The organism is Bradyrhizobium sp. KBS0727, assembly GCF_005937885.2.
Classification (GTDB): domain Bacteria; phylum Pseudomonadota; class Alphaproteobacteria; order Rhizobiales; family Xanthobacteraceae; genus Bradyrhizobium.
The window spans coordinates 6913356-6940135 of the sequence record NZ_CP042176.1; the positions used below are offsets into that span (position 1 = coordinate 6913356).

The 26780-nt window shown below is 63.2% G+C and carries 29 protein-coding genes; 10 read left to right on the plus strand and 19 right to left on the minus strand.

The features are described 5' to 3' along the window. Positions 1-88: 88 nt before the first annotated feature. The gene (locus tag FFI89_RS32345) at positions 89-724 is read right to left on the minus strand and encodes an exopolysaccharide biosynthesis protein (protein ID WP_138831509.1); all 636 of its coding nucleotides are present in this window, start codon (positions 722-724) and stop codon (positions 89-91) included. A gap of 124 nt (positions 725-848) precedes the next feature. Next, positions 849-2858 carry a DEAD/DEAH box helicase gene (locus tag FFI89_RS32350; RefSeq protein ID WP_138831510.1) on the minus strand — a complete coding sequence of 670 codons (2010 nt, stop codon included), beginning with the start codon at positions 2856-2858 and terminating at the stop codon, positions 849-851. 299 nt (positions 2859-3157) lie between these two features. On the opposite strand from FFI89_RS32350, the gene FFI89_RS32355 reads away from it, so the two are divergent. Continuing rightward, positions 3158-3877 carry a DNA-3-methyladenine glycosylase I gene (locus tag FFI89_RS32355; protein ID WP_168213203.1) on the plus strand — a complete coding sequence of 240 codons (720 nt, stop codon included), beginning with the start codon at positions 3158-3160 and terminating at the stop codon, positions 3875-3877. A gap of 26 nt (positions 3878-3903) precedes the next feature. On the opposite strand, the gene FFI89_RS32360 is transcribed toward FFI89_RS32355, so the two are convergent. From FFI89_RS32360 to FFI89_RS32385, 6 genes are all read right to left on the minus strand, one after another. After that, positions 3904-4845 carry an ABC transporter substrate-binding protein gene (locus tag FFI89_RS32360; protein WP_138831512.1) on the minus strand — a complete coding sequence of 314 codons (942 nt, stop codon included), beginning with the start codon at positions 4843-4845 and terminating at the stop codon, positions 3904-3906. After that, on the minus strand, positions 4842-5942 hold the full coding sequence (locus tag FFI89_RS32365) for an LLM class flavin-dependent oxidoreductase (RefSeq protein ID WP_138831513.1): 1101 nt from the start codon (positions 5940-5942) through the stop codon (positions 4842-4844). The genes FFI89_RS32360 and FFI89_RS32365 overlap by 4 nt, the downstream gene beginning before the upstream one ends. A gap of 27 nt (positions 5943-5969) precedes the next feature. Continuing rightward, positions 5970-7076 (minus strand): acyl-CoA dehydrogenase family protein, encoded by a 1107-nt coding sequence (locus tag FFI89_RS32370; RefSeq protein ID WP_246669321.1) that lies wholly within the window; start codon positions 7074-7076, stop codon positions 5970-5972. A gap of 71 nt (positions 7077-7147) precedes the next feature. After that, positions 7148-7945, minus strand: a complete 798-nt coding sequence (locus FFI89_RS32375; protein WP_138831515.1) for an ABC transporter ATP-binding protein — start codon at positions 7943-7945, stop codon at positions 7148-7150. Further along, complete coding sequence (locus FFI89_RS32380; protein WP_138831516.1) at positions 7939-8979, minus strand: ABC transporter permease; 1041 nt, start codon at positions 8977-8979, stop codon at positions 7939-7941. The genes FFI89_RS32375 and FFI89_RS32380 overlap by 7 nt, the downstream gene beginning before the upstream one ends. Further along, on the minus strand, positions 8957-10057 hold the full coding sequence (locus tag FFI89_RS32385) for an ABC transporter substrate-binding protein (RefSeq protein WP_138831517.1): 1101 nt from the start codon (positions 10055-10057) through the stop codon (positions 8957-8959). Before FFI89_RS32385 ends, FFI89_RS32380 begins: the two co-directional genes overlap by 23 nt. A gap of 131 nt (positions 10058-10188) precedes the next feature. On the opposite strand from FFI89_RS32385, the gene FFI89_RS32390 reads away from it, so the two are divergent. After that, complete coding sequence (locus FFI89_RS32390) at positions 10189-10464, plus strand: hypothetical protein (protein ID WP_138831518.1); 276 nt, start codon at positions 10189-10191, stop codon at positions 10462-10464. Here the strand turns inward: FFI89_RS32390 and FFI89_RS32395 are convergent. Then, complete coding sequence (locus FFI89_RS32395) at positions 10452-11684, minus strand: rhodanese-like domain-containing protein (RefSeq protein ID WP_138831519.1); 1233 nt, start codon at positions 11682-11684, stop codon at positions 10452-10454. The genes FFI89_RS32390 and FFI89_RS32395 overlap by 13 nt on opposite strands. A gap of 240 nt (positions 11685-11924) precedes the next feature. On the opposite strand from FFI89_RS32395, the gene FFI89_RS32400 reads away from it, so the two are divergent. Together FFI89_RS32400 and FFI89_RS32405 are read left to right on the plus strand one after the other, a co-directional pair. Next, complete coding sequence (locus tag FFI89_RS32400; RefSeq protein WP_138831520.1) at positions 11925-13658, plus strand: ATP-dependent Clp protease adaptor ClpS; 1734 nt, start codon at positions 11925-11927, stop codon at positions 13656-13658. A gap of 166 nt (positions 13659-13824) precedes the next feature. After that, positions 13825-14751 (plus strand): LysR substrate-binding domain-containing protein, encoded by a 927-nt coding sequence (locus FFI89_RS32405; protein ID WP_138831521.1) that lies wholly within the window; start codon positions 13825-13827, stop codon positions 14749-14751. A gap of 21 nt (positions 14752-14772) precedes the next feature. On the opposite strand, the gene FFI89_RS32410 is transcribed toward FFI89_RS32405, so the two are convergent. From FFI89_RS32410 to FFI89_RS32425, 4 genes are all read right to left on the minus strand, one after another. After that, positions 14773-15384, minus strand: coding sequence for a thiamine pyrophosphate-dependent enzyme (locus FFI89_RS32410; RefSeq protein WP_138831522.1), 612 nt, complete (start codon positions 15382-15384; stop codon positions 14773-14775). Beyond that, positions 15381-15953, minus strand: a complete 573-nt coding sequence (locus FFI89_RS32415) for a thiamine pyrophosphate-binding protein (protein WP_138831523.1) — start codon at positions 15951-15953, stop codon at positions 15381-15383. Before FFI89_RS32415 ends, FFI89_RS32410 begins: the two co-directional genes overlap by 4 nt. 677 nt (positions 15954-16630) lie before the next feature. Then, entirely contained in the window at positions 16631-17506 is an 876-nt protein-coding gene (locus tag FFI89_RS32420) for an SDR family oxidoreductase (RefSeq protein WP_138831524.1), read from the minus strand. Next, positions 17503-17988, minus strand: coding sequence for a YkgB family protein (locus FFI89_RS32425; RefSeq protein ID WP_138835912.1), 486 nt, complete (start codon positions 17986-17988; stop codon positions 17503-17505). Before FFI89_RS32425 ends, FFI89_RS32420 begins: the two co-directional genes overlap by 4 nt. Positions 17989-18195: 207 nt before the next feature. Between FFI89_RS32425 and FFI89_RS35285 the strand changes: the two genes are divergently transcribed. Continuing rightward, entirely contained in the window at positions 18196-18324 is a 129-nt protein-coding gene (locus FFI89_RS35285) for a hypothetical protein (RefSeq protein ID WP_256379166.1), read from the plus strand. Between the two features lie 57 nt (positions 18325-18381). Here the strand turns inward: FFI89_RS35285 and FFI89_RS32430 are convergent, their stop codons facing one another. Beyond that, entirely contained in the window at positions 18382-19188 is an 807-nt protein-coding gene (locus FFI89_RS32430; RefSeq protein ID WP_138831525.1) for a transglutaminase family protein, read from the minus strand. 201 nt (positions 19189-19389) lie between these two features. Between FFI89_RS32430 and FFI89_RS32435 the strand changes: the two genes are divergently transcribed. Genes FFI89_RS32435 through FFI89_RS32450 form a run of 4 tightly spaced genes read left to right on the plus strand, consistent with a single transcriptional unit; the run spans position 19390 to position 20487 of the window. Then, positions 19390-19659, plus strand: a complete 270-nt coding sequence (locus FFI89_RS32435; RefSeq protein WP_138831526.1) for a hypothetical protein — start codon at positions 19390-19392, stop codon at positions 19657-19659. Next, entirely contained in the window at positions 19652-19963 is a 312-nt protein-coding gene (locus FFI89_RS32440) for a hypothetical protein (RefSeq protein WP_138831527.1), read from the plus strand. Before FFI89_RS32435 ends, FFI89_RS32440 begins: the two co-directional genes overlap by 8 nt. A gap of 57 nt (positions 19964-20020) precedes the next feature. After that, positions 20021-20212: a hypothetical protein gene (locus tag FFI89_RS32445; RefSeq protein ID WP_138831528.1), complete on the plus strand. Its 192-nt coding sequence runs from the start codon at positions 20021-20023 to the stop codon at positions 20210-20212. Next, positions 20209-20487, plus strand: a complete 279-nt coding sequence (locus FFI89_RS32450) for a DUF1488 family protein (protein WP_138831529.1) — start codon at positions 20209-20211, stop codon at positions 20485-20487. The genes FFI89_RS32445 and FFI89_RS32450 overlap by 4 nt, the downstream gene beginning before the upstream one ends. Before the next feature lie 154 nt (positions 20488-20641). Here the strand turns inward: FFI89_RS32450 and FFI89_RS32455 are convergent, their stop codons facing one another. The 3 genes from FFI89_RS32455 to FFI89_RS32465 form a co-directional block, all read right to left on the minus strand. Then, positions 20642-21499: a VOC family protein gene (locus tag FFI89_RS32455; protein ID WP_138831530.1), complete on the minus strand. Its 858-nt coding sequence runs from the start codon at positions 21497-21499 to the stop codon at positions 20642-20644. Between the two features lie 22 nt (positions 21500-21521). Further along, positions 21522-22376 (minus strand): VOC family protein, encoded by an 855-nt coding sequence (locus FFI89_RS32460; RefSeq protein WP_138831531.1) that lies wholly within the window; start codon positions 22374-22376, stop codon positions 21522-21524. An 80-nt stretch (positions 22377-22456) separates the two neighbouring features. After that, positions 22457-23644, minus strand: a complete 1188-nt coding sequence (locus FFI89_RS32465; RefSeq protein WP_138831532.1) for an ABC transporter substrate-binding protein — start codon at positions 23642-23644, stop codon at positions 22457-22459. Positions 23645-23787: 143 nt separating this feature from the next. On the opposite strand from FFI89_RS32465, the gene FFI89_RS32470 reads away from it, so the two are divergent. Beyond that, a complete protein-coding gene (locus FFI89_RS32470; RefSeq protein WP_168213121.1) occupies positions 23788-24738 on the plus strand; it encodes a LysR family transcriptional regulator in 951 nt (316 codons plus the stop codon). An 80-nt stretch (positions 24739-24818) separates the two neighbouring features. Here FFI89_RS32470 and FFI89_RS32475 read toward each other — a convergent pair whose 3' ends face one another. Further along, a complete protein-coding gene (locus FFI89_RS32475; protein WP_138831534.1) occupies positions 24819-25019 on the minus strand; it encodes a hypothetical protein in 201 nt (66 codons plus the stop codon). A gap of 1193 nt (positions 25020-26212) precedes the next feature. Further along, positions 26213-26470: a hypothetical protein gene (locus FFI89_RS32480; protein WP_138831535.1), complete on the minus strand. Its 258-nt coding sequence runs from the start codon at positions 26468-26470 to the stop codon at positions 26213-26215. Between the last annotated feature and the right edge of the window lie 310 nt (positions 26471-26780).

Consider the following 26780-nt stretch of genomic DNA (forward strand, 5'->3'; position numbering starts at 1 on the left):
GTCCGGCCAATCAGGTTCGCGTCGCGCAAATTGCGGCCGCGTCCGTGACTCTAGTGACAATCCGTTAACGAAAGCCCGCGAAAGCGCGTCATCCGCCGATATGCATTGCACCGAGGATGGCTCCCCAGATCGCCGCGGTGGTCACGAGCAGCAGGATAACCGAACCCAGCAGCGAGACGCAGAGCAGCAATCCATCCTGTTCGAGATAGGCCAGCGCGATCAGTGCGACCAACAGCGCCGGCACGATCTGGATCAGCGGCAACGGCGCGAGAAACAATCCGCTCAGCGCGAGGATGGCAATGCCCGCGGCACGCCTGGATATTCCCGGCGAAATCGGCCAGCGCGGATGGACGATCTTTTCCAGCATCGCAAGCAGCGGCAGCGCCCGCCTGACGATACCGGTGAGAGCAGAGGAGCGGAGCGGATAAACGGCGATACGCCGCGGGAAGCTCGGCCCGCTTCGCCCCAGGATCATCTCGAATGCCGGGATCGCCAGCAGCGGACCGATCAGAAGCGAAATGCCGGGCACCATCGCCACCAGCGACATGACCAGCAGAACGATTCCGAAGGAGCGCCGGTCGAGCCGGCCCAACAGCCATTCAATGGTAAAATGCTCGCCCGGAAGGTTGTTCACCAGATCCGATAGCGTCGCGGTGACGGGTATGGGCAGGGATTCGGCGTCAACCGGCTTGAAAGTTTTATGGTCCTGCAACATCGACGCCATTTAGCAGACTACCGCTCAATAATCACCACTGCGGCAATCGGCAGCACCGGAGGATCGGCATCAATACGACAAGACTCATATTCCGCACGATCAAATGGCCGTGCGTCAGATCAAGTTCAAGATATCAGCCACGAAATTTCTTCTTTGGCTTCTTTGCGAACGCAGGTTTCGCGTCAGCGCCGCGGTCACGCCTTGAATTCCCGGCAAAGGCGGGCTTGTCCTGATGCCGTTTCTTGGACTTGAAGTCCGGCTTCCTGTCGAATGCAGGTGCACTCTCGCTGCGCGGCTTGCCATAGGGTTTGCCGTGTGGTTTGGACGGCCGCTCGTCGCGCGCGAAATCGTTCGCAGCCGGGTTGCGTTCGGGCGCTCTCGCCTCGTGCCGTGACGCTTCATGTCTTGGCGCTTCATGACGGGGTGCTTCCCGACGCGGCGCAAACGACCGCTTTTCCGGAGCGGCTTCTGCCTTCGGCGCATCCGCCATCGCCTCGATCCGGATCGTGTCTTCCTTGTCGGGGCGCTTGATCATGGTGGCGAAGGATTCCGCGGCCGCTCGCGAAATTTCGAACTCGGTCGTGGTGTCCAGGATCCGGATCGCGCCGATATCGCCCTTCGTGATGCCGCCGCGACGGCAGATCATCGGCAGCAGCCAGCGCGCTTCCGCGTTCTTGCGGCGGCCGATGGCGGCGCGGAACCAGACGCTGCCCTCGGGCATGCCCTCGCGCAGCGATTTCTTTGGCTTGCGCGGTCCGTCGTCGCGATCGAAACTGCGCGGCCCAGACTCGCGGCCGACCCGCTCCTGCGCGCGCTCGGCGCGCGACCGGACGCGCCCCTCGCCGGGATCGCCGATATCCTCGGGCGACGGCAGCCGCGCGCGGTAGAGCCGGGCCAGCGCGGCGGCGATATCTTCGGCCGATCGCTCGGCGAGCAGCGCCTGCGCGATGGCCAGATCTTCAGCCGTCGTCTCCGCCGCGAACAGATCGTCTTTCAGCATGCGCTCCTGGTCGAGCTTGCGGATTTCGTCCGGCTGCGGCGCGATACCCCAGACCGCATCGATGCCGGCCAGATTGAGCAGCGTCTCCGCGCGCCGCTTCCGTGCCGGCGGCACCAGAAGAATGCTGACGCCCTTGCGGCCGGCACGCCCGGTGCGGCCGGAGCGATGCTGCAGCACTTCCGGATCGTTCGGCAGATCGGCGTGAATGACGAGATCAAGACTCGGCAGATCGATGCCGCGCGCGGCGACATCGGTCGCGACGCAGACGCGGGCGCGGCCGTCGCGCAGCGCCTGCAATGCCATGGTCCGCTCGTTCTGGGTCAATTCACCCGACAGCGCGACCACGGAAAACCCGCGCTCCAGCAGCACCGCCTGCAGATGCCGGACGGCGTCGCGGGTGTTGCAGAACACCAGCGCGCTCGGCGATTCGTAGAAGCGCAGCAGGTTGACGACGGCGTGCTCGACATCGCCGGCCGCGATCCGAATCGCGCGGTATTCGATATCGGCGTGACCGCCCTCATCGCCCTCGACTTCGACGCGGAACGCCTGTTGCTGATATTCCTTCGCCAGCGCGACGATGCCGCGCGGCAAGGTCGCCGAGAACAACAGCGTGCGGCGGGTTTCCGGCGTGGTTTTGAGGATGAATTCCATGTCCTCGCGAAAGCCGAGATCGAGCATCTCGTCGGCTTCGTCGAGCACGATCGCCTTCAACTCCGAAACATCGAGGCGGCCGCGCCGCAGATGATCGCAGAGACGGCCGGGCGTGCCGACCACGATATGCGCGCCCGCGGCGAGTTCGCGCTGCTCGCGGCGCGGATCCATGCCGCCGACGCAGGAGACGACGCGTGCATTGGCATGGCCGTAGAGCCAGGCGAGTTCGCGGTGGACCTGAAGCGCAAGCTCGCGGGTCGGCGCGACGATCAAGGCAAGCGGCGCCCCCGCCTGTTCGAACCGCTCGGCATCGCCGAGCAGATTTTTCGCGATCGCCAGGCCATAGGCGACGGTCTTGCCGGAGCCGGTTTGCGCGGAAACCAAGAGATCGCGGCCATCGGCGGCGTCGGCCAGAACGGCGGTCTGGACCTGCGTCAGCCGGTCGAAGTTCCGCTCCGCCAAAGCTCGGGCGAGCGGCGGATGTGTGGGCATTAATGTCACGAGATCTAAAACCTTGGTTGGCGTTTGCCGCCGAAACGGGAAACAGGGCTTTGAGCCCGATGGCTCAAAAGCTGCCGCCTGGAACACGCGCAGGCGCACGGCGCGATGAATTGGATGAGATGGGGAGCCTTTAGGCCAAATCAAACCGAAACACCATCCATTCTTTGCAGAGCAGCCCACCGTGGAAGCCGGCACACGGCTGGGAATCCCCGAATGATCCGCTAAACTGCAATTTCCTGGCATTTCGGCCATTATCTGCCCTAACCATGCCAACAAGGGTCCGCACCCCCGTGACGCCGTTCAAGACCATTCGCGCCCGCGCCGAGAAGCGCAAAGGCGGCCCCAAGGCGCTGGCCCGGCTGCTGCCGCCGAAGCCGGACCCGAAGACGCTCGCGAAACTCGGCGACGATCGCGTTCTGGCTGAAATGACCCGGCGGGTGTTTTCGGCGGGTTTTGCCTGGAGCGTGATCGAGACCAAATGGCCCGGCTTCGAGACGGCGTTTCTTGGCTTCAAGCCCGGCCCGCTGACGCTGCAGCCGGACGATTTCTGGGATGCCCTGATGAAGGACACAAGCATCGTGCGCAACGGCGCCAAGATCATGTCGGTGCGCGCCAATGCCGGCTTCGTCAGGGATATCGCCAGGGAACACGGCAGCTTCGGCAAGTTCCTCGCTAAATGGCCGTCCTCCGACGAGGCCGGCCTGCTCGAACTGCTGGCCAAGCGCGGCAGCCGGCTCGGCGGCAATACCGGGCAGATGATGCTGCGCTTCCTCGGCTGGGACGGCTTCGTCACATCCAGAGATGTCGTGCTGTGTCTGCGCGATGCCGGCCTCGATATCGCCGAGACCGTCACCTCGAAGCGCGATCTCGCCAAGGTGCAGGCGCAGTTCAACGCCTGGGCCGACGAGACCGGACTTCCCTTCGTGCAGATCTCGCGGATTTGCGCGATGTCGATCGGCGAGAATTATGCGGCAGAGAAGCTTGCCGCCATGATCGGCGCAGACGACTAACGCATGATCCTAACGGCCCCGTCCTTTCAGAGACCCGCGCCCTTGCCGATCGCGCCGGAAAACGAGCTATCCAGGATATCGGCGGCATTGAGCTTCTGCTTGATCAGACCGTTCCTGAAATACAGGTCGATGGTCTGCTGCTCGTCCGCAACAGCGCTGTCGTCGATCGGCGCGATCCGGATTTTTGCGCGGGCGAGCCAGTTGAGCGGCACCGCCGTCGGAATGCCCACGAGCTTGCCCCAGGTCTCCGCGTAGCTGCCGACATTGGTCAGCGACCACGCCCGCGCCGCGGTCAGTCGGCGCAGGAAGTCTTCGAGCTCCGGCCGCTTGTCGCGGATCGCATTTGATGTCGCGACCTGAAAGCCGATGCCCGGCGTAATCCCGTCCGCCGTGATGACACGCCGCGACTGGAACAGCACCTCTTCCTGGCTGACATAGGGCTCCCATGTCGACCACGCATCGACCGAGCCTTGCGTGTAGGCGACCTTGGCATCCGACGGCGCGAGAAACACGATCTGCACGTCGGCCGTGGACCAGCCTTTCGATTCGAGCGCCGCCAGAATGAGCTGATGCCCGATCGAACCGCGGCCGGTCGCGATCTTCTTTCCCTTCAAATCCTCGAAGCCGCGTATTCCAGATTCCTTCGGCACCAGGATCGCGAGGCCTTCCCGGGTCTGCCTGACCGCGCCGATGGCTTTCACCGGCACGTTGGCAGCCGCGGCGAAGGTAAAGGGAGCATCGCCGACCAGGCCGGTGTCGATCGCACCCGCACCGAGCGCCTCGAGTAACGGCGCCGCGGCCGGAAACTCCTTCCATTCGATCTTGTAGGGCACGTCCTTGAGCACGCCCGCCGCTTCCATCACAGCCTGCGAATTGCCCTTTTGATCGCCGACACGAAGTGAGCCCTGCGCATCGGCCGAAACGATCGCACCTAGCAGGAGACCTGCCGCCAAGGTAAAGCGTATCATTCCGCAGCGACTCCCCTCGCCGCACCGCGCGCCGCAATCAGTTTACGCGTCAGCGGAATCAGCTCCCGGCCATACTCAATGGCGTCGATCAGCGGGTCGAAGCCGCGGATCAGGAAATGGCTGATACCGAGATCGTAGTAATCGCCGAACACCTCGGCGACCTGCTCGGGCGTGCCGACAAGGGCCGTGGTGTTGCTGTTGGCACCGGTGAGCTTGGCGATTTCGGTCCACAGCCGCTTGTCGATCCGCGTGCCCTGATCGGCCAGCGCCAGCAGTCGACGGGCGCCCGCGGTCGCGTGCCCGTCCGCCGGTTTGCGATAGCCGGTCTTGTCCTGCAGCGCGGTGGCGCGCTCGAGAATGGCTTCCGCCTTGGCCCAGGCTTTCTCCTCGGTGTCGGCAAGGATCGGCCGCACCGAAAGGCTGAACCGCGGCGTCGGACGCCCGTGCCTGGCGGCGACGTTTCGCACCCGTGAGGTCACATCGCGCACCTGCGCATAGGATTCGCCCCATAGCGCGAAGGTATCGGCGTGCTTGCCGGCAACCTCGATCGCCGCATCGGATCCGCCGCCGACGAAGATTGGAATGCCGGCGCTGTGGAACGGCTTCAACTGCGAGAAGCCGTTCTCGACCTGATAGTACTTGCCGCGATAGCTGAACGGCTTGTCCGAGGTCCACTCGGCCCTGATAACATCGAGGAACTCGGAGGTGCGGGCATAGCGCTCGTCCTTGTCGTCAAGGATATTGCCGTCCTGTTTGAGTTCGGTGGCGTTGCCGCCGGTGATGACATGCAACGCAACCCGTCCGCCCGAGAACTGGTCGATGGTAGCCAACTGCCGCGCCAGCAGCGTCGGCGCGGTGAAGCCGGGCCGCTGCGCAATAAGGACATTGAGCCGGTCGGTGACACCAAGCACGTGCTGCCCGACCTGCAGGCCGTCGGGCGTGGTGGAGTGAAACGCCAGCAGCACCCGATCGAAGCCGGCGTTCTCATGGGCCTTGGCGACGGTCTCGATATGGTGGCGATCCAGCACCGGGCCGGAACGCACGATGGTTTCCGACGAATTGTTGTTGCTGATGTATCCGATGAATTCCACTGACACGATATGGGCTCCAGTTTCGATTGAAGGTCAGATGCCGAGCGCGAGGCGGCCGGCGTTAAGGCGCGTGGCGTCGTCCTGCGGGGTGTGAACACGCCCGCACAACACGTCGCGATAATGCCGCTCGAGCGGATTGGCGCGGGTCAGGCCGTGATTGCTGGTCAGCGACAGCGCGTCCTCGACCACCGCGACCGCGTTGTTGGTGACGGTGAGCTTGATGATGTTGGATTCCGATGCGCTCAACTCGACGCCATCGTCGAAATCGCCGGCAAAGCTCTCGATCAGGCGCGCGTTGACCGCAAGCCGCGCCTCAATGCCGCCGACGATTTCCTGCGCGCGTGGCAGTGTCGCCAGCGACGCGCCGAGATTGGACGGCACGCGGCTTTTCAGGAACTCGACCAGCCAGTCCCGCGCCGCGCGCGCGATGCCGTCGTAGATCGCCGCTACGAAGATCGCGTGGATAGTCGCCTGGGTAAAATCCGGAATCCTCCATTCGTCCGGCTTGCGAACGTCGATCTCGTGATCGAGTGGAAACACGACGTCATCGAAGACGACGTCATGGCTGCCGCTGGCGCGCAGGCCGAGATGATCCCAGGTCTCGACGATCCTCGTTCCGGGCAGGCCTGCAGGCACCAAAAACAGGCCGACCCGCACCTCCGGCTCGTCGGTTTTCGCCCAGACCGCATACCATTTCAGGATCGGCGCGCCGGTCGAATAGATCTTTCGGCCGCTCAGCCGCCAGCCGGTCTCGGTCTTCCGCGCGATCGTGGCCGGCAAGCCGCCGCGCGACGGCGAGCCCAGATCCGGCTCGACCCGCAGCGCGTTGATCAACGATACGCCTTCGACGCTCTCGCGCGCCAGTTTTCGGGACAGACGGCCCGGCCAGCGCGTGCTTCGCGCCATCACCAGGTGCTGGATGTAATGCATCGACAAGACCAACGCCGTCGACGGATCGGCCTTTCCGATGATGTTGATGACGCGCGCGGCCTCGCTGGCGTTCGCGCCACCGCCGCCGAGCGCGGCGGGGACCGTCAGGGCGAGCAGTCCTGCGTCGGCCAGTTGCGTGAAATTCTCGAACGGAAAACTCGCGTCGCGGTCGTGCTGGGCGGCCCGCGCCGCGAATTCGGACGCGAGCAACCTTGCGCACGGGATAACCGACGGCGCCGCATCGGCTGCCGGTGGCTCTCGCAGTGAACGACCTTGAACGTTCACCATGTCGCATCCAATCCGAGCAATCCCAAAATGTTGCGGCGGAGGTCGGCGAGATAGGGATCGCCGCGGTGTCGCGGATAAGGACGATCAACCGCAATGTCGGCCTTGATGCGCGCCGGCCGGTCGCTGAAGACGATGACGCGGTTGGCGAGGAACACCGCTTCCTCGACATCATGCGTCACCAGCAGCGCGGTGAAGCCGGTTCGCTGCCACAGCGACAGGATCTCGGTCTGCATCGTGATGCGCGTCAGCGAGTCGAGCTTGCCGAGCGGCTCGTCGAGCACAAGGATCCTAGGGTCGTTGACCAGCGCCCGCGCCAGCGAGACGCGCTGTGCCATGCCGCCGGAAAGCTGGTGCGGATAGGCGTTCCGGAACCCTGACAGCCCGACCAGATCGATCGCCGCATCGACGCGATGGCGCTGCGATTTGAGAATGCCCTGCGCTTCAAGCCCGAGCGCGACATTGTGCCAGACCGTGCGCCACGGGAACAACGTCGGATCCTGGAACACCACCACTCTTGAAGGAAATGGCCCCGTGATCGCGTCGCCGTCTTCCCGCAGCGTGCCGGCCCGCGGCGGTTCCAAACCCGCCACCAGCCGCAGTAAGGTCGACTTGCCGCAGCCGGACGGACCGAGCAATGCGACAAATTCGCCGGGCTTGACGCTGAAGCTGACATCGTCGAGCACCGGAAGGACGGCGCCGTCGATATCGAAGGCGTGGCTGACATGGTCGACGTCAAGCGAAGCGCCGGCCGTACCCGGCGCGGCCTGTTCGGCCCGCGCGAGCGCTACCATTTGACGACTCCCTTCTGCCAGACCAGCAGGTGATCGCGCGCCCGGAACAGCAGGGTGATGGCGCCGGAGCACAACAGCGACATCACGATCAGCGCGGCATACATGTTGGCGTAAGCCGCCCAACCCTGCGCCCATTGCAGATACCAGCCGAGGCCGGCCTTCACGCCGATCATTTCGGCCACGACGAGCACCGCAAAGGAGGAACCGAGCCCCATGAACAGGCCGACGAAGACATGCGGCAGCGCCGCGGGGATTGCGACCTTCAGCACCAGGAAGGACGGCTTCGCCCCCAACGTCCGCGCGACATCGTAATAGGCGCTACTGACGCTTGCGACGCCGGACCAGGTCAGCACCGTCACCGGAAAGCCGGTCGCGAGCGCAATCAGGAACGTGCTGGCGCTCCAACTCGACGGGAAGGTGAAGAAGGCGATCGGAAGCCACGCCGTCGCCGGCAGCGGCCCGATGAACCGCAACACCGGATGCACCCAGTAGCCGACACCGCGCGACCAGCCGATCGAGACGCCGGTCAGGAAGCCGACGGCCGCGCCGATGGCGTAACCGCCGAGCTGCAGTTTGACCGAGGCGAAGATGCTGTCGAGCAGTTTGGGCAGATCGTCGGTATAGACTTCGATGATGGACTGCGGTGGCGGGAAAAACGGCAGCGGCAGCCACGCCAGCTTCGCGGTCGCGATTTCCCAGAGCGTCAGGAACAACGCCAGTGCCAGCAGCCACGGCGCGCGGCGCTGCAGGCCCGAGTCAAGACGACCGAGCCGGCTGCCGGCCACGGTGATCACGAAAATCACGCCCGACAGGATGAAGGCGGCAATCGCTAGTTCGCGGGTGCGCGACCAGTCACCGATGTCGGGCCACCACAGGCACGCTACCCCGAAGCCAACCCATGCCAGGCTGGCGAACACGCCGATCCCGCCTGACGGGAATGAAACCGACAGCGAGAGCGGCCGCCCCGAAAGTGCTGCGCCTTCCTCCGCCGATTGCGCGATCGCGACAGCCTTAGACACCGAATACGTCGACATAGATTCGCTCCGCAAATTTCGCCGTGTCGGTGCCGGGCTTGAATACCGCGACCTTCTTCAGGTCCTCGGCATAGCCCTGCAGCTCGCGCTTGAGGACTTCACCGACCGGATGATGGTGATGGGTGTGGTAGCGCACCATGCCTTCGAGATCGGCGAGCGAAGCTGCTTTCGGCGCATAGGGCTGGAACGACTTTGCCGCCTTCTCCGGATTTTGCGACACAAACATCGCCGCATCCAGCAGCGCCTGGGTGATCGCGCGCGCCACCAGAGGTTCCTCGCGCACCAAACTGCCGCGAAGGCCGACAATGCAGCAGCTCTTGTCCTTGTATTCGCCGTCGAGATTGGAGGCGACTTCCTTGTAGGCGCTGTCCTTGAGCCAGAGATAGGCGAGCGGATCGGAGGACAGGAACGCCTGCACTTCGCCCTTCTCGACCGCGAGGTTCAGCAGGTTGCCCGGATAGGGACGCCAGTCGACGTCCTTGTTGGGATCGATGCCAAGCTTGGCGAGCTGGATCGAGAAAAAGTTCTTGTCGGGACCTGCGAGGTCGCCGACCGCGACGATCTTGCCCTTGAGATCGGCGAGCTTGTCGACGCCGGAATTGGCGCGCGTCAACACCCGCATGCAGCCGCCATGCGTGCCGGCGGCGATCTTGACGTCGAACCCCTGCTCCAGCGGCTTGAGCCAGCGCAGCGCCATGCCGAGACCCGCATCCGACTTGCCGGTCGCGATCGCTTCCAGCAACTGATCGGTCGAGCCGCTGTAATTGACGAGTTCGACGTCGAGGTTGTGTTTCTGGAAAAATCCCTGATCGATCGCCACCGGAAGCGGGGCGAGGCAGACCGCGCCGGCGTTCCACGACAGCTTCAATTTGCGCGGCGCACCCGTCAGCGCCGGCGCGTCGGATGCCGTCTTGCAGATCGGGAATTGCGAGAAATCGATATCGGGCGTTACCGCGCGGAACGGAAAGGCCTGCGCACCGATCACGCCGGCAGGCAACGCCAATGCCGCGGCCGCGCCAGCGCGCAGCAGACTGCGGCGGTCCAGCAACGATGGTTCCGGTCTGTCTCGTCTCGACATTTTTTTATACCTCTATTGGACAAGGCTCCCCGTTGACGCAGAGCACGCGGCTCTGCGTCCCGAAAAGCGGGATCGCGATGATGGGCTAGACTTCGGTTCGGCGAACTCGCGCCGTCGAATTGGATGTGCAAATGATGCGGCGCGATGCAGCAATCGTCAATGAAATGGAATTTCGAATGTCGTCTGCATCGAAGGGATTATCTCCACGTTCGCACAGCGCGATGGTGAAACGGTTTTTGCTTCAATCAAGCGCCTCGGCCGATCATTGCATTTTAGATGAGCATCTGGCGACCCAACGACCAATGTCTGCCATGCAGCTCGATGCGACAGTAAATTCCTTGCTCGCGCGCGCTTTGATTCAGTCAACTATCCCGTGCGGGCCGCCGATCCGGAATCAGATGACATAGAATCCGTGGCTTCCGTCGCGGCGGAGCTGGTCGACGAGGCCGTATTCCCAATCGAGATAGGCCTGCATTGCCGACGTGTTGACGTCGGTGCCCTCATAGGGACGGCGATATCGGCGCGACGGATCCGGCTTCGGCAGCACGAGCGGCGGCCCGACTTCCAGCGCGCCGTCATAGCCGCCGTCGAGCACGAACACCTCCCAGCCCATTTGCGCGAGCCACGATGCGGTCATGTCGGCGCGAACGCTTTTGTCATCGGTCAGCACGATGCGCGCGCCGCGCACAGGTGCTGCCATGTCGATTTCCTGGACCAGTTGGCCGCCGGGGTAATGGCGAAAGCCTGTGAGGTGGCCGGCGGTGTATTCCGCTTCGTCGCGCACGTCGAAGCGATAGAGCATGCGGCTGGTCTGCGCCTGCAGCGCAGCCAGCTCCTCCTTGCCGATATGCCGAACGCCCGCGCGGTAGGCGACGTCGCGCGCATTGGCTTCGGCGCCCTTGAAGGCGCCGATCTCGCCGCGCCTGATGGAACCATGTTCGAGCGTCTGGCTCGCCAGCGTCCAGCCGATGGTGCCGTTGCGCAGCGCTACCACTTTGTTGGCGACGCCGGCATTGATCAGCGACTGGGTGCCGATGATCGAGCGGGTGCGGCCGGCGCAATTGACTACGATGGTGGTCTCGGGATCCGGCGCGGCGCGGCCGGCGCGCAGTACGAGCTCGGCGCCGGGCACGCTGATCGAGCCCGGAATGTTCATCGTCGTATATTCGTCGAAGCGGCGGACATCGAGAATTTGAATGTTCGCTTTCGACTCGATCAGCGCCGCGACTTCGTCCGCGGCCAGCGACGGCGTGTGGCGGCGATGCTCGACCAGTTCGCCGAACGCCTTGGCGTAGGAGTTGACGTCCTCGAAAATCTCATAGCCGGCCTGTCGCCAGCCTTCGAGCCCGCCGTCGAGCTGACGAATATTCGTGTAGCCCAACGCCTTGAACCGGTCCACCGCCTGCGCAACCAGGCCCTCGCCGGCATCGTACAGCACGATCGCCACATCCTTGCGCGGCAACCTGATCGCGGCCTCCAGTTCGATCCGGTCGGCGGCCATGTTGGCAGCGAACAGCGGATGGCCGGTTGCGAAGGCGGCCTCGTGCCTGAGATCGAGCAGCGCGATTTCATCGCGCAGCAACAGCGCGCTGCGGATTTGTGAGGGTGTCACGGATGGAATGGTCATGACGGTGTCGCCATTGGCTGAGTGATGAATCTGCTTGCCGAAACACATCGCCCGAGCGCGTGTTCGGCGCGTTGTTCACTCAATCGCTTCACAAGCGCAACCGGAATCCGGTGACGCCAAATGCGGATGGCACCCGCCGACACGGCGACGACAACTACTGCGGGAAAGGACGTGACATTGTTCATGTTTTGTTCTAGCCTGTCAACCTCGATTATCAGTTCGTTTCAGAGGGTCATTTCGATGCATGATGTTCACGCCGAAGCCGATTACCTTCAGCTCGTCCTTCACCGCGACGACCTCACTCCAGTGGGTTTCGTAGTTGAGCTTGTCCGCTCGGTTTTCAGCAAGACCTCGGCGGATGCCGTCGAGATCGTCGCAGTCGCCGAAAATCAGGGCAAGGCCGTGTGCGGCACCTATCCGAGGGACGTCGCTGAAGCCCTGCTTCGGGACGCCAGGCAGCGAATCCTCGCATCCGGACATCCACTGTCGATGACGAGTGAAATCGGCGAGGACAGCGGAATTCGGACCTGCAGAATGTGCAGAGACTTCGCCGGCGACAACGAATTCCGCGTCGGCGGCAAGACCATCGTGATTTGCGACAAATGCGCGTTGGGCGTCGCCAAAAACTTCGGTAAAATCACCCGTGAAAAGCAGTTCGAATATGCCAACGAAACGCTGGAGTGGCATTTCGCCGGCGTTCCGCGGGATCAGTTGGTCGCAACCTCGCGGGAGTTTCCCGGGCATATGCGGGCCGACGTGCAGGCTGCCGTCGACAATCTGTTTGCAGCAACCGCGATTCGATTCTTCGGCATTCACGAACGTCATCGCTACGAAACCTTGACGATCGCCGCTCTGACCGAATTCAGGGACGGCGCCGATACCATTGCGCCCGCGCAATATCAGGAGATCGACATCGGTGAAGTCGAACCGGTGAAATGTCTCGATAACGGACTGTGGCTCTGTCTCGCCGGTGACCTGCACTACGCGGTATTGCTCTCCGCCTATCGTGACCCCCGTCGCGAGACGGGTATTCGTGTCGAGATCGCGGTTCCCGCCGGAGCGGCCGGCGCCGAGTTCGTCAGGCAGCGTTTTTCCGAGATCGAAAACGTCGTCAATACCGCCCACGCCTATCGTGGCAAGGTATTGTCTTTCGATGCCGATACGGAGTACCGCGGCAGTGGCAGGGGCCTGACGGTTCACAAGCTGGCCCCGGTCAAACCGGAGGACGTGATCCTGCCCGACGAAACACTGAGGCTGCTCGATCGAAACGTGCTGAGTTTTGTGGGACACCGCGCCGGGCTGCGCAGCCTCGGTCAATCGACCCGCAAGGGTATCCTGCTTTATGGTCCGCCCGGAACCGGCAAGACGCATACGATCCGCTATCTCGCCAGCAATCTGCCCGACCATACCACGCTGATCATCACCGCCGAACAGATCGGGTGGCTCAGCCGCTACATGAGCCTTGCCCGTCTTTTGCAGCCGACCATGGTCGTGATCGAGGATGTCGATCTCGTCGGGCGCAGACGCGAGATGATCGGATCTTGCGAAGAGCCTTTGCTCAACAGGCTGCTCAACGAAATGGACGGGTTGAAGGAGGATGCCGATATCCTGTTCGTCCTCACGACCAACCGACCCGAACAACTCGAAGCAGCGCTGGCGGGCCGGCCGGGCCGGATCGACCAGGCGATCGAGGTGCCACTGCCTGACGACGTCGGCCGCGACAAGCTGGTCCGGCTCTATGGCAAGGGACTTCCGCTCAGCGATGCGATCGTCGGCGAAGCCGCGCGGCGAACGCAGGGCGTCAGCGCAGCCTTCATCAAGGAGCTGATGCGCCGCGTGGCACAAGCCAGCATCGTCCGGGATGGCGGCGCCACGGTTCAGTCTGCAGATCTCGGCGACGCACTGAATGAGATGTTGTTCGCTAGCGGCAAGCTCAATATCAGACTGCTGGGTGGCGCTCCGCAAATGACCTAGGCAATGGTCGATGGCTGACCTGCATTCGGCGGATATGGGATCGCTATTCATGGCAGCAAAACGGCCTATGGTGGAGCGGAATGAGCGTTCGAGGTGGCCTGTTTCTTTGGGGTAGCTTCGGCGATCGAGGTAACCCCGTCCAACCAGTCATCCACCCAAGGGAGTCATGGACCTCAAACAATTGCGCACCTTCCGGGCGGTGGCCGAGCTCGGGAGCCTCAGCAAGGCGGCGGACCGGCTTCGCTCGGCGCAGCCTGCGCTGAGCCGGCATATCAAGCTGCTCGAACACGAGCTGCGCGTCGAGCTGTTCGTGCGCAACGGCCGCGGCATGCTGCTGACCAGCGCGGGCCGGATGCTGCTCGACCGCACCACTGGCCTCATTCGCCAGATCGAGCAGGTTCGCGACGACCTGCAGTCGGCAAAGGGCAGTCCGTCGGGCCGCGTCATCCTCGGCCTGGTTCCGACCGTGAGCGCGGTGTTCTCCGGGCGGTTTGCCCGCCGCGTCATCTCCGAATTTCCCGATATCTCGCTGCGCATCGTCGAGAGCTATGGCGGACATCTGGTCGAATGGCTGCACCGCGGCGAGATGGACCTTGCCATTACGTACGGCCCCGCCGTCGATCTGCATCTCCAGGTGCGGTCGATCGGCCGCGAGGCCATCGCCGTGGTGGGGCCGCCGGGATCGGGGCTGAACCGGAAGAAGCAGGTCGATCTGAAGTGGCTGGTGAAGCAGAAGCTGATCCTGCCCAGTATTTCGCACGGCCTGCGGGCGTTGCTGGAGAAGGCCGTCGCCCGCGAACGGCTGACGCTCAACGCCATGATCGAGGCCGATTCCTATCGCGCCCAGATCAGCCTGATGGAAGAAGGCCTCGGCTACACGCTGCTGCCGCCGTCGGCGATCCATGCCGAACTGGCGGCGAAGCGGCTCGAGATGGCTGCCCTCGTCAATCCGCCGGTATCGCGCGAACTGATCCTGGCGTCGCCGATCGCCGACCAGCCGTCGATTGCGACCACCACCATCGCGACCCTCATCATGTCCGAGATCGAGCAGCTCGCCAAGGAAGGGCTCTGGAAGATCGACATGACGGCGTGAGCGGTGGCTCAACGACGCGCCTCAGTTATAGAGCGCTTCGTCGCCCAGCACCGATTGCCGGAAGCGCGTCGTCAGGATGACGCCATCGGCCGGCGGCATCACGAACACCAGAGCTTCCGGTGCGATCTTGATCTGCGCGAAGGCCGTGCCGCGCCCTTCATGAGCGAGGTCGCGCAGTTCGGTGACCTCCGCCATCGTCCGGACAATTCGCGAAGTGCGAATGCCGACTGCGGACGCGACGGCCGCGAGGTCGACGCCGGCGGCGGTATGGGTCTTCTGCATGCCGGTCTCGCCGAAACGTTCGTTGTCGAGCACCGCGACCGTGAGATTCGTCGGCGCTTCGACGCCGATGGTGGCGAGCGAGCCGAGGTTCATCAGCATTTCGCCGTCGCCGGTAATGACGAGCACTTTTCGCTTCGGCTGCGCCAGCGCCAGCCCGAGCCCGATCATGGAAGCCGCACCCATGGCGCCCCAGAGCGGGAAATTGTTGGCATGGTCGCCGGCGGCCGAGACGTCCCAGTTCGGCGCGCCGAGGCCGGCGATGACAAGCAGCTCGCCGCGCGCCCGGACCAGTTCGTTGACGACGTCGCGGCGGTGAAGCAGCGCGTTTGGATTGGTTTGCGGACTATTCATTTGCGGGCCAGCTCCTTGAAGTTCTTGGCGCCGAGCACGCGCTGTCCGATCAGAAGCGCCACCGGCTTCCAGGAATTGAAGGCGAGGTGGGCCGCGCCCTGCACCGCGGAGGCGACCAGATCCGGTTCATCGACCTTGTTGACGATCACACCCACGGATTCCAGCGCCGCACGCGTGCCCTGCCCCATCGGGATCTGCCACGGGTTGAACTCGCCCCAGTCGCCGCGCATCGTCACGATCATCAGCAGCGGCATGTGGCAGATCGTCGGCAGCGACAGCATGTTGATGCAGTTGCCGACGCCGCTCGACTGCAGCAGCAGCACGCCGCGCTGGCCGCCGAGCCACGCGCCGGCCAGCATCGCCACGCCCTCTTCTTCGGTCGTCAGCGTCACGACGCGGGTTTCCGGATCGGCCTCGAACGAACGAATCAGCCGGCTATGGCCGGCGTCCGGCACCATCGCCACCTGCTTGACGCCCACGTCCTTGAGGACGCGGTAGACCTCGTCAGGCCATGTCGGCAGCGCCGGCGATGCCGCCGCGCCTGCCGATTTTGCTGCAACTTCCGTCATCGGGTCAGATTTCCTTCGCGATTCCCAAGGGGGTGATTTGCGCTGACATTAGATGGCGGAAGCAAGGTCAGGAATATCAATGTCGACATGGCTTCTATTGCAAAATTGAAAGGCCGGGGGTGGGGGACTGTAGGATGGGTGGAGCGCAGCGATACCCATCAATTCGGTCGATGAGGCGATGGGTATCGCTTCGCTCCACCCATCCTACGAAACTGAATATGTGTCCGCGTTCTCGCGACATGTTTTGCCCGAGGTTTGCATTTCGTTTGCCCTCCAAACAGAGGGCGCAGGGAAGACCGGGTGCGCGCTGCACCCGCGGTCTCGCGTGCATGATGCACAAAGAAATGCGCACACGAGCATACAGGTTCAGCGGAGAACACCCGGCCTTCCCTGCGCAGTGGTTTTACGGCTTACTTCGAGTTCGCCCTGGTGACCGGCTTTCTTGCCACCATCATCGGCGGAGGCTTTCGCTCCCACACGACTTGACGCCAGCACCGGGGCGTCAGGCCCACACGACTTCGCCGTACGCTGAAGCCGCGCTCGTCAGTCGCAGCATCAGCGTCCACCGCTCCCTGCCCCTCGTTTGCGACGATGGCCTACGCCCCTTGGTGGGACAGGATGGCGGCAGTTGAACCACTGATTTGCCCGACGGCGACAGCGGAAATTTGCCCGTCGGGTTAATTTGTCGCAGCCACGACCACAGGCCCGTCCCCGAGTGCCCGCAAAGCAGTGAGCCCTTCGCGGTAGGTCGGATATTTCAGCGTGACGCCCAGCTCTTCGCGAATGAGTGCGTTCCGAACCCGCCGGTTCTCGCTGTAGAAGCTTCGCGCCATCGGCGAGAGCTCCGCGCGTTCGAAAGGAATTTCAGCCGGAGGCTCCAGCCCGCAAAGCCTCGCCGCGAAGGCGACGACGTCCTGCGGCGGAGCCGGCTCGTTGTCGGTGACATTGTAGATGCCGCCCGGCCGCGGCCGGGCCAACGACGCCTCGACCACGGCAGCGATATCCGCCACATGAATGCGGTTGAAGATCTGGCCGGGCTTGACGATGCGGCGCGCCGTTCCCGATGCCAGTTGCACGAGCTGGTTTCGGCCCGGGCCGTAGATTCCGGACAGCCGGAAAACATGCGCGCCCAGAGCAAGCCACGCCTGCTCCGCCGTCGTCCTGAGCCGCGTGCGTCCTGCTCCGGGCGTGGTCGGCGTCGTCTCATCGACCCAGTTGCCGGCATGGTCGCCATAGACGCCGACCGTGGAGAGATAACCCACCCAGCGCAGGTTCGGCGCGGCGGCGATCGGAGCGGCAAAGGACGCGAGCACCGGATCGCCGGATTCACCCGGCGGGATCGAGACCAGGATGGCGTCGCTGGTCGCGATATCGTCCGCGATCTGCGCATCGACATGGTCTGGCGAAAACACCCGTGCCGTGATCCCCGCTTGCGCCAGGCCGTCGGCTTTCGCGCGGTCGCGGACGGTCGCCGTCACCTGCGCCCCCGAAACCTGCAAACGCTGCGCGATATGCCGCGCGGAAAAGCCAAGGCCGAACACCAGAAGTTTCATGAACGCTCAATGGTTGGCGACGATCGCGGCAGCGACGCCAGGAACAGCACGACACAGACGCAAAGTAGCACGATATCCTTGAAGATGAATTCGCCGGTCAGGTTCCAGGCCATCGGATCGGCCGACAGGCTCCATTTCACCACGCCCGGTGTCGTGAAGAAGAACGACCATGTGATGGCAAAGGTGACGATCCCCATCAGCGAACCGATCGCCGACAGGACAGGACTGAATGCGCCGGCCGCGAGAAGCCCCGCAATGACAAACTCGGCAACACCCAGGAAATAGGCCTCTCCCCTGAGGCCGAACACCGACAGCCACGAGATGAACGGGCTGTTGCTGATGAACTGGACGATTCCCTGCGCCGACTGCGGCGTGAATTTCTGCATGCCGAACGACACGAAGATCACCACCATGACCCAGCGTAGGATGGCGAGCGGACGATAGGAGCCGGTTCCGTCTTCGGCGATGTTGAAAGATGTCATGCGGTTCATGTGGTCCCTCGATCGGCGCCGGTACAATTGCCCCGTTTGAAACGCCCGTGACAGCCAATACGCACGCGCAGCTCGCCTGTTACGGGCACCCGTCGCCGGCCGATTCACAATGATGTGGTCGTAAGGCGGGAATATTTCTGCGTAACAACAATACGAGAGCGCCACCCGGCGCCCGACGAAGCGGGGGATTCACGCGGCTTGCCCGTGCCCTTTGCGGCCGGTGGACCGGCGGATATCACCGGCCGGATCGTCGCCGGCGGCACCACTGGCGCGCTGCGGGCTGCGACGGCCCGGCGGGTCGCGAAGGGCACTCAGCAGGAAAAATGACCGCCGGCCGGAGAGGCCGCGACGTCGTCCGGAGTTAGCGCCGGGGACGATCCTTCATCACGCAGCCTCGTCGGTCCATACCTTGAAGCTGACCAGCGTATTCGGCCCGAACGTCTGGGTGATCGGAACATCTGAGGCGTCGCGCCCCTGCGCGATCAGCACGCGACCGATCCGCGGCACGTTGTTGCGCGGATCGAACATCTGCCAGCGGCCGCCGATATAGGCCTCGAACCAGCCGGCGAAGTCGCCGACCGCCCAGGGTTTTGGCGTACCGATGTCGCTGAGATAGCCGGTGCAATAGCGCGCCGGGATGTTCATGCAGCGGCAGAAGGTGATGGCCAGATGCGCGTAGTCGCGGCAGACGCCCTTGCCTTCGTTGTAGACTTCCCACGCCGTCTTGGTGGCGCGCGCGTGTTCGTAGCCGAACGCGATGTGGCGGTGAACGAAATCGCAGATCGCCTGCACCCGCGCCCAGCCGGGCGGCGTGTTCTGGAACAATTGCCAGGCGGTTTCCGACAGCCGGTCGGTTTCGCAGTAACGGCTGCCCAAAAGATAGACCAGCGTGTCCGGCGGCAGGTCTTCGATCGTATGCTGAATGGCCGAGGTCACCACCGTATCGGGCTGTCCGCTGTCATGGATGACGCCGTCGGCGGCCAGACGCATCGGCCCGGCCGGCGCCACGATACGGCTGCACCAGTTGCCGAACATGTCGCGGTACGGCGTAATCGGCACCGAAGGCATAGTGGTGAGATGATCGGGCACGATGATATCGGACGCGCGCGTGAAATGCGTCCCCAACACCATGATCATCGGCGTCGGTTGCGGGAAGTCATAGTTCATTTCGAATCCGACACGGAGCTTCATTCGAAATACCTTCCCGGCTAAACATTCGAGATGGCTACGAAACCGCCGAATACAAGCCGCGGCTGCGGATAGGGGCTGCCTTATTTGGCAAAATACGCGCTTGGCCGAGAAAGCAATAGCTAATTGCCATGAAAGCGCGCACAGTGAATTTATGTCCAAATATGTTGGCGTCGCCGCGCGCAAGAACGCTGGTCAGTCGAAATGACCACGCGCTCGCGCCGCGAGACCGTTCATTTCAAGCATCCGTTCCGGATCAAGGGCATCGATCGCTTGCTGGCGCCGGGCGCCTATGAAGTCATCACCGACGATGAGATGATCGAGGGCCTGTCATTCGCGAGCTTCCGGCGCGTCGCTACCATGATCATGGTCCCCGGCGCGGCACCGCGGACATCCTCGATGGAAATGATCTCGATCGGTTCGGTCGAACTGTCGGACGCGCAACGCAAAGATGCGAATGCCCAGCATGAATGAAACCCCGATCGAACTCGACAAGCATCGCGGCATGGCCGCGCAAAAGGCGACCGATATCCGCCGCATCCTCGCCGACGTCGAGACCAAGGCGAAGCTGCTGCGCGACCATCAAGGCGTCGTCGAAATCCAGTTGCTGGCGGTGCCGGCCACGTCATGGATCGAGGCCGCGGCCAAGGCGCGCTACGTGCTGAATCTGTACGCCGCCCAGCTTCCGCCCACCGATGCCCATCACCGCGACCTGGTCGCGGCGGTACTGGCGGATTTCGTCCGGCTCTCCGGTGAGAGCAGCGACGCAAGTATCTAAGACGAAAACATCACCCCTGCGTTCGACAAGGTTTCGAACGCGCAATGAAAGCATCCCATGAAAAATCTCTCGCCGCGTCACGTCAAGACCGAAGAATCGCTTCGCCTCGGAGTGGTATCGGGCTGGTACTCGACCAAGGTCAGCGGAACCTTCGTCTCGGGCCCGCACGATTCCGAAGCCGACTGCCTGCGCAAGATCGCCGAAATCAATCCGCCGGTGGTCAAAGCCAGAGCCGGAGTTGCCCGATGACACTGGAGCGCGGCAGCGTCAAAGGCTTCGAGCATGACCGGATGGTGATGCTGTTTTCCATGATGAATGGCGGCACCGAAGTATCCTGCGCCATCAGCAGTTCGGCTATGGACGACCTGGAGCGCGGCGTGAAGGCAAAGCCGGATCAGCGCGACGCGCAATTCCTGCGGTTGCGCGACCGGATCGAACAATGCGCGGCGCGCAAATTCGAGGCGCAGGAGTTCGAGGGCGCGCCGCCCGGCATCATTCTGCGCAGCCTCGATTTTCGCAATTAGAGTCTTACCGGTTCTGATTGCATCAGAACCGGGCTCTAGTCTCTTGTTTGACGCGTTTTCTTCACGCGAACCGGCTTCCACTTCGCTCGAAAACGCTTTAGCCGGGACCGGACCGGACGCGAAAGATGCCCGACGATGTCGCGGGCGGCGGCTTCTATTCCCCGAATTGCCGGACCCGCGGATTGGCGCCCCAGCAACAAAAGCCCTTGGGCTCGAAGGGAAATTGACGCTCGCGATACAGCAGTTCGTCGGCGATCGATTTTACCCCCGAGGAATATTCGAACACCATGCCGTCCGGTCCCTCGAAATAGAGAAAGCGGGCCGATGAAGACGGATGCCGTCCCGGGCCGAACACCATCGGGACGCCCCTCTCCTTCAGGAAATGATGGGAGCGCATCACGTCGTCGCCGGTCTCGACTTGATGGTTGATATGCTGGATTCCGGTTCGGTCGGACGGAAAAAGCGCGATCGAATGATGCACCTCGTCGATGCGCAGCAGCGGGGCATCGCCGATACGGTCGGAAACGCGGGCGTTGCAGACGGTGGTCCAGAACTGCTCGTCGCGGGTCACATCGGATGAGCAAAGGCCGACGTGACTGAATCCCGTGACGCCGGCGTCGCGGCTGCCATGGTAGCGCCTGCCGGATCGCGCGGGCCGGTAGACCAGCTCAATGCCGTTACCGCTCGGGTCCTTGAAAGCAATAAAGCCGCGGACGTGCCGGGCCGCGGCCTCGCTCGCGGTGCCGCTCCGGACAGCGTGCCCAAGCCGCTCCAATTCGGATGCCGCCGCGTCGAGGTCGTCCTTGTCGCGGACCTCGAAGGCGACCGCCTGATCGGCGGGATCACCTTCGAAGTAGCAGAGCGTATGCTCGCGGACGTCGGACTTGAAGCAAACCGACCCTTTGCCATGCCGGGAGACTTCCAGGCCAAGGTAATCGACGGCAAACCGCGTCGCGCCTTCCAGATCACGCGTTCCGAGCCTGACATAGCTCACGTCCAGCAGGCTGATCATGCGTTGCTCCTCTCCCGGCCAGTCAGCAAAATTCGGCGACGTCGCTCGCGCTACCCCAGGCGCAGAATGACGAGGGGCTACGTGGAAACTGACGCGGCCGATGGGCAGCCTCCTCCACGATGTCGTCGCCCTCCGTGACAAAGGAGAACAACGTCTCGTCGGGACCGGCAAAGGTCAGGAACATCTGGTTCGAAGTCGGACGCCGCCCGGGGCCGTGGACGATCTTCACCTGCGCCGATTGTAGAAAGTAGTTGTTCTGCATCAGGAGATCGACGTTCTCGACGCCGAATTCGATCGCCAGGATCCCGCTGCCGGCCGCAGGGTAATAGGCCAACCGGTGGTGGGCCTGGTCGAACCGGAGAAATGCCGCCTCGCCGACCCAGTCGCTGACGCGGCCATTGAACAGGGTCGTCCACAGCGCCTCGCACGCCGGGACGTCCCGGCTGCGAAGGGCGACAGCGTTCAATCCAACGACGCCGGCATCGCGGGCGGGAAAATAGCGCCAGCCGGAATGCAGCGGCCTCAGGACGAGCTCGATCGTATTGCCGGCGGGATCGCGAAAACTCGCCAGCGCGCGCACCTTCCGCGCCGCGCATTGCTGCGGCGTGCCGATTGCGGCGTCGATGCCGTGCCGCGACAACGCCGTGATCGCATCGTCGAATTGCGCCCGGCCATGCAGCTCGAAGCCGACGGCGCGTTGCGTGGGATCACCCGAAACGAACACCAGCGTGTGATCGCGCGTGTCGGAGCGAAAATAGGCGGCATCGTCGCTGCGGTCGACCAGTTGCAGGCCAAGCATGCGCTCGGCGAAAACGACGGCGGCCGCAAGGTCGCGGGTCCCGAGACGAACGTATCGAAGCTGGTCGATCGCGATCATGCGCTGCGTGCTCCTCAGGTCCGGGGTTCGTTCGCGGGGAAGCCCCGCAGCGCGGGGCTCCCTTTTGCGGAAGGTCCGGATTATTTGTTCGCAACCTTGGTCGGGTCGTTGACCGTCTTGAAGGTCTCGAATTCGACGCTGTACAGCGCGCCATCCACCTTCTCGACCCGGCGAATGTAGATGTCCTGAACGACATCGCGCGTCTTTGCGTCGATCGACATCGGACCACGCGGACTTTCCCAAGCCATTCCCTTCATTGCCTCCACCAGCGCCGGACCGTCGGTCTTGCCCGCGGTCTTTTTCAGCGCCTCGTAGATCAGGTGCATGCCGTCATAGGCGCTGACGCTGATGAAGTTCGGCCGCACATTGCCGTTGGCCTTCTGGAACGCCGCCACATAGGCCTTGTTCATCGCCGAGGGGTGATAGGCCGAATAGAAGCCGGCCGTCACGGTACCGATCATGGCGTCGCTCATACCGGGCAGGTCTTCGTCGTCGGCGATATCGCCGGGACCGATCAGCTTGATGCCGGATTTGTCCAGCCCGCGCTCGACGAATTGCTTCGCCAGGATCGCGGCCTGGCTGGCGGGGACGAAGATGAAGAGCGTGTCGGGGTTGCCGTCGCGCGCGCGTTGCAGGAACGGAGCGAAGTCGGGGTTCGCCAGCGGCACCTTGAGCGCTTCCACGATGGCGCCGCCGGCCTGGGTGAAGGTGGCGGAAAATACCCCGGACGCCTCGTGCCCGGGCGCCCAGTCCGATGCGATGATGGTGGCGCGCTTCGATCCGTTCTTCGCCGCCCAGTTGGCAAGCACGCTCGCCTGCTGGGCGTGGGTCCAGCTGGTGCGCACGAAATAGGGCGATCGCTCTGTCACGATCGACGTCCCCGACACCATCACCACCGTCGCCGTCTTGCTCTCGTTGACCAATGGCGCAATCGCCAGCACATTTGGCGTCAGGCCGCCGCCGAGAATGGCGACCTTGTCGGAGACGATCAGTTCCTGGGTGATCCGCTTCGAATTGTCGGGAATGCTGGCATCGTCCCTGACGACCAGTTCGATCTTGCGGCCGGCGACCGTGTCGCCATGCTGCGCCACGTAGAGCCGGGCGCCCGCCACGGCCTGTTTTCCGACCGGGCCCAGGACCCCGGTGAGCGGCATGACAAGCCCGACCTTGATGGTCTCTTGGATTGTCTCTTGCGCTGCAACGTCGCCGGCGAACAGGGCGCCCGCCAGGGCCGACGCCGCGAACAAATGGAAAGATTTCCTGAGCATAGCGCCTGCCTCCTCAGTATCGATTGTTAATAGGGCCGGCTTAGGCGTATTTTCTCATCTGCGGCAGCCGCAAGATTGCGTCGCGCAAAGTCAAGAGTGAATAACTCATGTTTGACTGGAACGATCTTCGGCACTTTCTGGCGGTGGCGCGGCATGGCAGCACGATCGCCGCCGCGAAGGCGCTCAACCTCAGCCAGTCGACCGTTCACCGGCGGCTGGCCGAACTGGAAAAACGTATCGGCCGCAGTGTCGTTATCCGGCATCCGACGGGTTATCGCCTCACCGAGTTCGGCGCGGCGCTGCGGCCCTGGGCCGAACAGGTCGAAAAGGCGGTGGTTTCGCTCGAGCGTTATCTGGTTGCCGCCGACGAAACGCCGACCGGATCGGTTCGGGTGACCTGTTCGGAGTCGATCGGCTCCCGATTGATGCAGTCGGCGCTGTTCGAGAACTTTCACAGCCGTCATCCGGGCCTGCAGGTCGAGCTCATCATGAGCGACCACTTCCTCGATATCGCCAAGGGCGAGGCCGATGTTGCGATACGCGCCGGCATCCCGAACGAGGAAACGCTGGTGGGACGCAAGATCGCCGATGTGCCCTGGGCGCTCTATTGCAGCCGCGCCTACCTCGCGCGTCACGGCCGGGTAGAACGGGCCGAAGACATCGCGGAGCATTCGGTGATCGAGTTCGATGGCGACATCCGGGATCACCACGCCGCGAAATGGCTTCGGTCGGTCGCCCCCACCGCCAGGGTGGTTGCCCGCAGCGATACCGTGTCGGGACTGCTGATGACCGTGAAGTCGGGCGCCGGTCTCGCGCCGCTACCCGTGCCGCTGGCGATGCGCGAGACCGATCTGGTGTCCGTACTGGGTCCCGTACCCGGACTCTATTCGCCCATCTACCTGCTGACCCACCCCGACCTCCGGCATATGCCGCGCGTCCGCGCATTCTTTGATTTCATCATTGCCGAGATCGACAACGTTCGCCCGATACTGACGGCCAGCACAGAACGCACCGAGCCACCGAGGCCCGGTCATCAGGATCCAAAAATCGAACCCGGCAAAAATCAAACGCAGCAAAAATCCAGCTCAGATTGAACACGGCAATCTGGGCCGCGACAACAATGTGCGGCCTGGTGTTGGCGGTTTTGTTCTGAATGGCGTGCCGGTCAGCGCGCCTAGCCAAGGTTATCGGTTATAACCTTGTCGATTAAGTCTTCATTGTGCCGGATAAAATCATCTCGCGTCATGCTGGAGGCACGCCACGCGGCCTGAAGGCCAGCGTCCTTATCAAGCCATTGGTTTCGCGTTTGATGGTCAAGCTTATGGCGCCGCGCGTCCTGCGATCCGTGCGAGGCTTCGTCATGATCCTTGGACATGGTGTATCCTCGTATGTGCGTATCCTAGTATGTGCGTATCCTCGACTATCCGATCGACGTTGATACTCTCGGATACTCTCGTCGGCTGGGGCGCAAAGTCTGTGCCCCGTCGGCAGTCAACGCGCGGTCGTGCTGCGCATATTCGAACGGTGGACTCGCCGGCATCGTCTTCTTGTCGAGCAGCTTCGATTTGGACCGGCAACATCGCGTCGATCCAACCCGAAAAACCGTCGCACCGACGCTAGCATGCGAGACCGGCTCAATCTGCCCGATCTCATGCATATCGAAGCGGAGGTCGTTGCGGCATACCCGGATCGAGAAGTGCTTTGGTTTGAGGCGTGAAGCTGAAATCGATGAGTATAAATATCGGATCGAGCGTCCGCAGCAGCGATATACCCACGATGCAGATTTCCTTTCCGAAACTGCACTCGCCACGCTGCGTCAAATCGCTCTGCCGGGCCTTAATCGGATGACGAGCACTTTGGTGCCCACTAACCTTGAGTAGGCGTGAGCGTCGAACGAGGCAGATCAACAAGAGGTCTTGAGGCCGGGCGGCGGGGTCCCAGCCGTCGGGGCTCCAGGCGGCTAGGGACGGTCCGCCCGCTGTTTTTGAAAGCGCGCCGAGGCGCGTTTTGTTGCATCACAAGCCGAGTGCCCGCCCGTCACTGCGCGGATCGTGCGCTCCCGTGATACTTCCGTCGGCGTACGGATTCAAACCCGACAGCGAGCCAGAGATCGGCCTGATGATTCGCAAGATCGCCTCCCAGAGGCGTACGCGAGTTCGTCGCTTCCGCACGTCCAGGCGCGCTAGGGTTCGACTACCGCGAAAGTAAACCTTCGGCGCGCGGGTCCATCGCGCATCAATCATCCAGCCATCAGGAATGCAGGGGAAGCACTCGAAAACGCTTTAGGCCGGCTGGCGCGAATTGCACTGGCACCGACGCGCGGTTCGCTGTTTATCCTGAATGGTGGCAAAATGGAGCGCCGCGGCCGATGAAGCGCGGCCGATGAAGATGGGCACTATTCCTTCGCCATTCCTTGGCCGTGGCGCGTGAATTTTCTCACGCGCCGTTAGCCGCGGTGGTGCGCAACGCAGAGATGGAACCTCGGCTCGTCACACGACCGCCTTATCCGAGCCGGTTTGCTGTACCGCAAGGGCGTGGCCGCCGCAGTTGACCTGGACACGCAAGAGCTTAGTAGCGCGCGCTGGGCTGCTTGGCCTTCGAGGGCGCCATGCCGGTGGTTTGCCCGGTCGTTTCCTTCGAGCGAGCCATGCCGGTGGTTTGCCCAGTCGTCTCCTTCATGTGCTTCGCATGCTTCATGTGCGTCGTGTGCTTGGACGCGTGCTTGGCGACGCCGGGCGAGGCCTCGGGCGTGGGCTGCGTCTGGGCCATTGCGCCGCCAACCCCAAGCGCGAGAGCGCATGCTGATGCGAGAATGAGCTTCTTCATGCTTATCTCCATGGGATGAGAAACAATCGCATTAACTGGCGGACCGCCAAACAGTTCCATCCGCGAGCAACCCGACCGCAGACTTGGCGAGCGGCGGCACAAATCTGGATACGCCAGCGTAGAACTATAAATGGCGCGCCGCGGCCGATGAAGCACTACGCGTTCACCGTAGCCCTATGATGCAGCGTCCTGGTTGCGCGCTCCAAATCGCCAGGACTGCGATAGACTGCGATCTGGCACTTCGCCCTCGCGGGCAGCTTTGCCTCGGACGGGGCGGTCACGGGCATTGCCAGGATCATGATCCGGTTAC